Source organism: Streptosporangium amethystogenes (genome assembly GCF_000721075.1).
GTDB classification, from domain to species: Bacteria; Actinomycetota; Actinomycetes; order Streptosporangiales; family Streptosporangiaceae; genus Streptosporangium; species Streptosporangium amethystogenes.
Map to the genome: position 1 here is coordinate 18,152 of NZ_JOEQ01000054.1, position 9,565 is coordinate 27,716.

Below are 9,565 nucleotides of genomic sequence, written 5' to 3' on the forward strand. Positions count from 1 at the left end.
TCTGCCTCCAAGCCCGCGCGGCCTCAACCGTCCAGCACGACACCACCCGCCGCCGGCCAAAGCGGCCCGGTCGTATGCCGGGCCGTGCGAGTCGACAACCAGCACGACCGCACACGTCGCAGTAGGCGATCGTGAGCGGGTCCATGCGCGGCAGACAAGAACGGGAGGCGACTTTAGCGGATCGCGTACTGATAAAAACGCGAATGGGGCTCTATTCTCCGTTCATGCGTGCAGCCTCGTTCCGCATGACACGACTGGCCGCCTTCGCTCTGGCGTTCACCCTGGTGACCGGCAACGCTCATGAACCCGCGACCGCGGCCGTGGCCCAGACCTCGCTGGTCGTCACGGCCAAGCAGCAGAGCTGGGTCTTCCGCGACGGTGACGGCCGGGAGGTGACGCTACGCGGATTCAACGTGTCCGGCAGCACCAAGCTGTACGAGAATTCGTTGCTGCCGTTCCGTAGCACCGCCGACGCCGCGCGCTCGGCCCAGGCCATGCGCGACCTCACCGGTGCGAACGTGATCCGCTTCCTCATCAGCTGGGAGGGGGTGCAGCCGTCTCCCTCCACCATCGACCACGCCTACCTCGACAAGGTGGTCGAGCAGATCCGCGCGTTCACCAGCCGGGGAATCCGCGTCCTGGTCGACTACCACCAGGATCTGTACTCCTCGTACCTGTTCAACCAGGGCAGCTGGTACACCGGAGACGGCGCGCCGGAATGGGTGATCAAGGCCGGGAACTACCCCAGGGAGTCCTGCGGCATCTGCTTCCTGTGGGGGCAGAACATGCAGACCAACGAGGCCGTCCGCCGGGCCGCCTACGACTTCTGGCGAGACCGACGGATCAGCACGACCGCGGGTGAGGTCGGGGTTCAGGAGGCCTTCCTGCGACAGGCGACGGCCGCCATGACCCACCTCAGACAGCGGATGTCGGATCAGGAGTTCGCCTCCATCATCGGGTTCGACCCCTTCAACGAACCCTTCGACGGGGGTCTTTCCGGGAAGAGCGGCCTGGAGTGGGAGAAGACCTACCTGGTGCCCTTCTACCAGCGATTCCGCGCCGCCATGGACACCGCCGGGTGGGCGGCCAAGCCCGCCTTCGTCGAGCCCCTGGCCTTCTGGAACACCGGCTTCTTCGAGGAGGGCGGGCTCGGCACGGTCGGCGCCCTCGGCACCCGGTACGTCTTCAACAGCCACTTCTACGACGGCGCCCGCATGACGGTGGACCCGTCGCCGGCCGCCGACGGGGTGTACGACGCGTCGATGAACGAGATCCGTGACCGGGCCCGCACACTGGCCACCGCGCCTTTCGTCTCGGAGTTCGGCTACAAACTGTCGGGTAACGGCAGCGACCGCACTCCGTGGATGGTCCGGGCCATGTACCAGGCCATGGACTCCGGGGTCCCGGGGAAGAGCTGGTGGCAGACCGCCGAGGCCGGGGGCGACGCGCTCTCCTCGACCCAGTGGCACTGGGACGTCTACAGCGGCCGGCACCACGAGCTGATGAACCGCAATCCCGCCAAGGTCCGGACCGAGGGCGACGGCTGGAACGACGAGGACTTCTCCGTGGTCGCCGCGGACGCGTCGGGTGCCGTGGCGACCCGGTTGGACCAGGCGGTGCTGGACCGCCTCTACCCCTCCGCGGTCGCCGGTGACGTGCTGGCCTTCACCTACGAGGACCTCGCCCGGTCCGGCTACGGCGGCGCCGGGCAGCAGCGGGCCTGGCTGACCGTACCGTCCTCCATGCCGAACATCGCCGCGCTGGTCAAGGACCGGCGTTTCGGCGTCCTGGTCTGGCGCGAACCCGCCACGGCCCCGAGTTCGCCGACCGAGCTGCACCTGCCGGCCTCCTTCACCGCCGCGACCACCGCCGTGGTCGGTGACGTGGCCACCCGTGCGGACCTGCCCGCCTCCGGACCGGCCGCGATCGCGACGGAGACCGGCTCGTCCATCGCCCACCGCCTGCTGCTGAGGCCGTCCGGCGCGGCACCGGGCACCGTGCACGCCGCCCTGGTGGTCGGCGCGGCCACCGGTCCCGCCGTCACCCCCGCTCAGCTGGCGGCCGCCGCCACCGAACTGGCCACCTGGAAAAACCAGCGCTTTCCCGGCTGACCGTTGAGTCATCAAGCACCATATGGGAAGGATGGTGCTTCAGTGCCCCCGCTTCACTCATAAGATCCACGGGTGTTTCGGGATCCGGCGGCGACCGAGTTCGAGAAGATGACAGGTGGCTTCCAGGCCACCGCTCCAGTTGGTGGCCCCCACCGAAGGTACGCCGCGGCCAGGATCCCCGGCGGGATCCAGCACGACCAGGAGAACCTCACGAGTGGCCAGCCGCACGCGCCGGTCATCCGTGGGACCCGAGAACACCGTGATGACACCGGTGGGGCGGCGGCTGAGCACATCCTCGACCCACCGGTGTCCCGGAGTATGCCGACCGCCGAGCTCGGAGATCACCACACTCAGGCCATGCCGCCGGGCGACCTGCTGGACACCCTTGACGATCTCTATCGGATAGTCGCCCGCCAGCTCGTGAAAGACGACCTCGATGAGGCCCGCCGGTTTGACGCGGCGGCGTTGTCTGCGGTAACCGTGCTCTCGGATGAGGTCCTCGACCAGGGCGCGGGTCTCCGAGCCGACCTGCGAGCGGCCGTTGACGACCTTTGAGACGGTGGCCATGGAGACTCCGGCCAACTCGGCGAGCTGAGCGAGGGTCAGTGGTTCGGAGGAGGCCGAGTCGGCGTGGGGGGATTCCTCGGTCGAGGTCATGTCGGGAGTGTGTCCGGATGGTTTTCGGTCTCGTCGTGACCGTTTTCGCTGCTCCTCCCCCCTTTCCAGGCCGATTCACCAGACACCTGGAACGATCGTTAATCCAACGGGCATCGAAGGTTACCTAGAAAACTTCCACCGATCGGCCGGGCACCCGAGTCATCCATCAGGCTCCGTCGAGGAACTTAGCTGGACTTGGGGCAGAATTCCATGGTTGCCAACTCGTAACTTCTATGAAACTTTCACATGCGCGGGCAGCGCGACGTGATCTCCCCCCGGACGAATGCCCAGGCCGGGAAACATATCAGTGGCAATGCCCAGGTCAGCGAGGGTGGTGACTCGTTGACGCTGGATCGGGCAGTCGAGTGTACTCCGCGATAACACATCCACGGGAGCAGGCCATGGGGATCTGGAGTCATAAATGTTAGCGATAACAATTTTTGCCGACCGCTCCCCCCGACCTCATCGAAGGAACCGGCATGCTCTGCACTGTGATCCCGACCACCGCTCCGAAAGCACGGCGAACCCTCGCTCTCACGATCTTCCGGGTTACCTCATGAGTGAAATGTTATCGCTAACAACTTCTCCGGACGTGGACCCTGCCCGCCAAAAGCCGTGGTCAGCCGCTCCAACGGCCTGAACAGGAGAAATGGATGGCCGACCGTGGTGACTTCGACCGGCCGCCTCACCCCCCAGCCTCCAGGAGGTTCCCAATGTCCCTGAGCCGTCGCCAACTCTTTCGGGCCGCGGGCGCGACCGCCGCGCTCTCGGCCGTCGGCCAGATGGTGGGCATGTCTCATGCTCTGGCCGCGCTCCCGTGGGCCAGGTCCGAAGCCGGTGTCTCGGCCTACGAATTCGACCTCGGCCAGGTCCGCCTGACCTCCGGCCGCTGGCTGGAGAACCAGAACCGCACTCTCAACTACCTGCGCTTCGTCGACGTCGACCGGCTGCTGTACGTCTTCCGCGCCAACCACCGTCTGTCCACCAACGGCGCGGCGGCCAACGGCGGCTGGGACGCGCCCGACTTCCCGTTCCGGTCCCACATGCAGGGCCACTTCCTGACGGCCTGGGCGCAGGCCTACGCCGTACTCGGAGACACCACCTGCCGGGACAAGGCCAACCAGATGGTCGCCGAGCTGGCCAAGTGCCAGGCCAACAACGGCGCGGCCGGGTTCACCACCGGCTACCTGTCGGGCTTCCCCGAGTCCGACATCACCGCGGTCGAGAACCGCACGCTGAGCAACGGCAACGTGCCGTACTACTGCATCCACAAGACCCTCGCCGGGCTGCTGGACGTGTGGCGGCACATCGGCAACACCCAGGCCAGGACCGTGCTTCTGGCCCTCGCCGGGTGGGTGGACACCCGGACCGGCCGCCTGTCCTCCAGCCAGATGCAGGCCATGCTGGGCACCGAGTTCGGCGGCATGAACGCCGTGCTCACCGACCTGTACCAGATGACCGGGGACACCCGCTGGCTCACGGTCGCGCAGCGCTTCGACCACGCCTCCGTGTTCAACCCGCTCGCCTCCAACCAGGACCAGCTCAACGGCCTGCACGCCAACACACAGGTGCCCAAGTGGATCGGCGCCGCGCGGGAGTACAAGGCGACCGGGACCACCCGCTACCGCGACATCGCCGCCAACGCCTGGACCTTCACGATCAACGCCCACACCTACGCCAACGGCTCCAACAGCCAGGCCGAGCACTTCCGCGCCCCCAACGCCATCGCCGCGTACCTGAGCAGGGACACCGGAGAGGCCTGCAACACCTACAACATGCTCAAGCTCACCCGGGAGTTGTGGACGCTGGCGCCGACCCGGGCCGACTACTTCGACTACTACGAGAACGCCCTGTTCAACCACCTGATCGGCCAGCAGAACCCGGCCGACAGCCGGGGCCATGTCACCTACTTCACCCCGCTCAACCCCGGGGGAAGGCGGGGCGTCGGCCCGGCCTGGGGCGGCGGCACGTGGAGTACCGACTACAACTCGATGTGGTGCTGCCAGGGCACCGGCATCGAGACCAACACCAAACTGATGGACTCGATCTACTTCCACAACGACACCACGCTGTTCGTGAACCTGTTCACGCCCTCCACGCTCAACTGGTCACAGCGCGGCATCACGGTCACCCAGACGACGTCGTACCCGGTGAGCGACACCACGTCGTTGCAGGTCACCGGGAACGTGAGCGGGTCGTGGACGATGCGGGTCCGCATCCCGGCCTGGACCCAGAACGCGACGATCAGCGTCAACGGCGTCCAGCAGGACGTCGCCACCACCCCGGGCACCTACGCCTCGCTCACCCGGTCGTGGACGTCGGGCGACACGGTGACCGTACGGCTCCCGATGCGGGTGATCCTGAAGGCCGCCAACGACAACCCGAACCTGCAGGCCGTCACCTATGGCCCGATCGTGCTGGCGGGCAACTACGGGAACACCTCCCTGTCGGCGGCGCCGACGCTGACCCCCTCGACGATCACCCGGACCAGCACCTCGGCGCTGTCGTTCACGGCCACGGCCAACGGGGCGTCGGTGAACCTGAGCCCGTTCCACGACGCCGCCAACTACAACTACGTCGTCTACTGGAACACCAGCGGACAGAGCAGCGGGGGCGGCGGGGCGAGCTTCCGGCTGATCAACGCGGCCAGCGGGCTGGCGCTCGGCATCCAGAACATGTCGACCGCGGACGGCGGCCTGGCGTTGCAGTGGACCGACAACGGCACCGCCGACCACGACTGGGTGCCGGTCGTGGACGGCAACGGGCTGCGGTTCCGCAACGTCAACAGCGGCAAGGTGCTGGGCGTCGAGAACATGTCCACGGCCGACAACGCCCGGGTCATGCAGTGGAGCGACAACGGCACCGCCGACCACCGGTGGACGGTCACCGACGTCGGCGACGGCTCGGCCAAGATCCGCAGCGCCAACAGCTCGAAGCTGCTGGGCATCCTGAACGGCTCGACCGCCAACGGCGCCCAGGCGGTCCAGGACCCCGACAACGGCTCAACCGACAACCAGTGGCGGTTCGTGCCCAACGGCGCGCGCCGCGTCCAGAACGTGGGGACCGGCATGGTGCTCGGGGTCACCAACATGTCCACCGCCGACGGCGCGCTCGTCATCCAGTGGGGCGACACCGGCACCGCCGATCACCTCTGGACGGCCGTCGTCGACACCGGTGGCTACCTGCGCCTACGCAACTCCAACAGTCAGAAGGTGCTGGGGGTGGAGAACGCCGCCACCTCAGCGGGTTCCCGGGTCGTGCAGTGGGCCGACAACGGCACCGCCGACCACCGCTGGCGGCTGCGCTACGGCAGCGGCGCCACCTTCCGCATCCAGTGCGCCAACGGCGGCCGGGTCCTGGGACTGGCCGGCACCGGCCAGGGCGCGCAGATCGTGCTCGCCGACGACAACGGCTCGAACAACAACCTCTGGAGGTTCCTGTGAGGCGTGTGCTCGCGGTTCTCTCGTCTCTGCTCCTCGTGGGCGTGTTTCTCACGACCCAGTCCGCGAACGCGGCGACCGTCGACACAGGCGCCTGGTACGTCCTGGTCAACCGCACCAGCGGCAAGGCCCTCGACGTCTACAACCTGGCCACCAACGACGGCGCCCGCATCACCCAGTGGACCCGTAACAACGGCAACCAGCAGCAGTGGCAGTTCGTCGATTCGGGCGGCGGTTACTACCGCCTGAAGTCCCGCCACTCCGGCAAGGTCCTGGACGTCTACAACTTCTCCACCGCCGACGGCGCCGCCATCGTCCAGTGGGCCGACGGCAACGGCGCCAACCAGCAGTTCCGCCTGGCCGACTCCGCCGACGGCTACGTCCGCCTGATCAACCGCAACAGCAACAAGGCCGTCGAAGTCCAGAACGCCTCCACCGCCGACGGCGCCAACATCGTCCAGTACACCGACTGGGGCGGCAACAACCAGCAGTGGCAGCTCGTCCGCATCGGCAGCGAACCGACCCCCACCCCGACCACCGGGGGCAACTACACCAATCCGGTCGTGTGGCAGGACTTCGCCGACGGCGACATCATCCGGGTCGGCGACGCCTACTACTACTCGGCCTCGACGATGCACTACTCACCGGGCGCGCCGATCCTGCGCTCCTACAACCTGGTCGACTGGGAGTACGCCGGCCACTCGGTCCCCCGGCTCGACTTCGACTCGAACGCCTACGACCTCAACGGCGGCCGGGCGTACGTGAAGGGCATCTGGGCGTCGACCCTCAACTACCGGCCGAGCAACAGCACGTACTACTGGATGGGCTGCACCGAGTTCAACCGCACCTACGTCTACACCGCCTCGGCCGTGGACGGCACCTGGACCAAGCGCTCCCGGATCAACAACTGCTACTACGACGCCGGTCTGCTCGTCGACGACAACGACACGATGTACGTCGCCTACGGCAACGGAACGATCAACGTCGCCCAGCTCTCGGCCGACGGGCTCAGCCAGGTGCGCACCCAGCAGGTGTTCCAGACCCCCTCCAGCGTCGGCACCCTGGAGGGTGCCCGCTTCTACAAGCGCAACGGCTACTACTACATCTGGCTGACCCGGCCCGCGAACGGCCAGTACGTCCTGCGGTCGACCAGCCCGTTCGGCCCGTACGAGATGCGCCAGGTCCTGCTGAACATGCCCGGCCCGCTCGTAGGCGGCGGCGTGCCCCACCAGGGCGGCCTCGTGCAGACCCAGAACGGCGCCTGGTACTACATGTCGTTCGTCGACGCCTTCCCCGGCGGCCGGGTGCCCGCTCTCGCGCCGATCACCTGGACCGGCGACGGCTGGCCCACGATCCAGACGGTCAACGGCGGCTGGGGCGTCAACTACCCGAAGCCGAACATCCAGACCAACCGGACCGTCCAGTCGATGATCGGCTCCGACACCTTCACCTCGGGCGCGCTCGGTCACCGATGGGAGTGGAACCACAACCCCGACAACACCAAGTGGTCGGCGGGCAGCGGCCTGCGCCTGCAGACCGCGACCGTCACAGGTGACCTGTACAACGCCCGCAACACCCTGACCCACCGCATCCAGGGCCCGTCGTCGACCGCGACGATCGAGCTCGACTACTCGCAGATGGCCAACGGCGATCGCGCCGGGCTGGCCATGCTCCGCGACCAGTCGGCCTGGATCGGCCTCAAACGCGACAACGGGACGACCCGTGTCGTGATGACCAACGGGCTGACCATGAACAGCAGCTGGCAGACCACAGGCACCGGCACCGAGGCGGCGAGCGCCAACGTCTCCGGCGGCCGGATCTGGCTGCGGGCCAACGCCGACATCCGGCCCGGCTCGGGACGGCAGGCCCGCTTCTCCTACAGCACCGACGGGACCAACTTCACCTCGTTCGGACCGGCCTTCACCTTGAACAACGCCTGGCAGTTCTTCATGGGCTACCGCTTCGGGATCTTCAACTACGCCACCCAGTCCCTCGGCGGCGCGGTGACCGTACGCCGGTTCGACCTCACCACACCGTAAAACAGGAAGGCACACCACGATGAACCCCCCAAGCCGATCGGCCCGGTCCCCCGGGCACACCCGGCTGCGGAAACTCCTGTCCCTGCTGAGCGCCTGCGTGGTCGCCATCGGCATGTCGGCGGCGCTCTCCGCTCCGGCGGACGCCGCCTCCACGCTGGGCGCGTCGGCGGCGGAGAGAGGCGGTCGCTACTTCGGCGCGGCCATCGCCGCCGGCAGGCTCGGCGACTCCACCTACGTCAACATCCTGAACCGCGAGTTCACCTCGGTCACCGCCGAGAACGAGATGAAATGGGACGCCACCGAACCCTCGCGAGGCTCCTTCACCTACACCAACGGCGACCGGATCGCCAACCACGCGATCAGCCGGGGCATGAAGATACGCGGACACGCCCTGCTCTGGCACGCCCAGATGCCCGGCTGGGCCCAGAACCTGTCCGGCTCGACACTGCGCAGCGCCGCCATCAACCACGTCACCCAGGTCGCCACCTACTACCGCGGCAAGATCCACTCCTGGGACGTCGTCAACGAGGCGTTCGCCGACGGCACCTCCGGCGGACGGCGTGACTCCAGCCTCCAGCGGACCGGCAACGACTGGATCGAAGCCGCCTTCCGCGCCGCCCGCGCCGCCGACCCCGGCGCCAAACTCTGCTACAACGACTACAACACCGACGGAATCAACGCCAAGAGCACCGGCGTCTACACCATGGTCCGCGACTTCAAATCACGCGGCGTCCCCATCGACTGCGTCGGCTTCCAGTCCCACCTCGGCAACTCCGTCCCCGGTGACTACCAGGCCAACCTCCAGCGCTTCGCCGACCTCGGCGTCGACGTCCAGATCACCGAACTCGACATCGCCGGCTCCAACCAGGCCAACAACTACGCCACCGTCACCCGCGCCTGCCTGAACGTCGCCCGCTGCACCGGTATCACCGTCTGGGGCATCCGCGACAGCGACTCCTGGCGCACCGGAGAAAACCCCCTGCTCTTCGACGCCGCCGGCAACAAGAAGGCCGCCTACACCTCGGTGCTGAACGCGCTCAACGCCGGTAACAACCCCACACCGACGCCCGGCCCGATCGACACAGGCGCCTGGTACGTCCTGGTCAACCGCACCAGCGGCAAGGCCCTGGACGTCTACAACCTGGCCACCAACGACGGCGCCCGCATCACCCAGTGGACCCGCAACAACGGCAACCAGCAGCAGTGGCAGTTACCGCAACAGCGGCAAGGCCCTGGACGTCTACAACCTGGCCACCAACGACGGCGCCCGCATCACCCAGTGGACCCGCAACAACGGCAACCAGCAGCAGTGGCAGTT

At 67.4% G+C, this 9,565-nt stretch carries 5 protein-coding genes; 4 read left to right on the top strand and 1 reads right to left on the bottom strand.

Annotated elements, in window-relative coordinates; all coding sequences use genetic code 11:
- Nucleotides 1-224 precede the first annotated feature (224 nt).
- Complete coding sequence (locus IG98_RS0140720) at nucleotides 225-2,111, top strand: cellulase family glycosylhydrolase (protein WP_245651924.1); 1,887 nt, start codon at nucleotides 225-227, stop codon at nucleotides 2,109-2,111.
- A gap of 57 nt (nucleotides 2,112-2,168) precedes the next feature.
- Here the strand turns inward: IG98_RS0140720 and IG98_RS0140725 are convergent, their stop codons facing one another.
- Entirely contained in the window at nucleotides 2,169-2,768 is a 600-nt protein-coding gene (locus IG98_RS0140725) for a LacI family DNA-binding transcriptional regulator (protein WP_051753566.1), read from the bottom strand.
- Between the two features lie 713 nt (nucleotides 2,769-3,481).
- Here IG98_RS0140725 and IG98_RS0140730 point away from each other — a divergent pair.
- The 3 genes from IG98_RS0140730 to IG98_RS45975 all read left to right on the top strand — a co-directional run.
- Nucleotides 3,482-6,211, top strand: a complete 2,730-nt coding sequence (locus tag IG98_RS0140730; RefSeq protein WP_030925342.1) for a beta-L-arabinofuranosidase domain-containing protein — start codon at nucleotides 3,482-3,484, stop codon at nucleotides 6,209-6,211.
- A complete protein-coding gene (locus tag IG98_RS0140735) occupies nucleotides 6,208-8,247 on the top strand; it encodes a family 43 glycosylhydrolase (RefSeq protein ID WP_211264323.1) in 2,040 nt (679 codons plus the stop codon). The genes IG98_RS0140730 and IG98_RS0140735 overlap by 4 nt, the downstream gene beginning before the upstream one ends.
- Nucleotides 8,248-8,266: 19 nt before the next feature.
- A partial coding sequence (locus tag IG98_RS45975; protein ID WP_157594801.1) for a glycoside hydrolase family 10 protein occupies nucleotides 8,267-9,565 on the top strand: 1,299 nt, incomplete at its 3' end.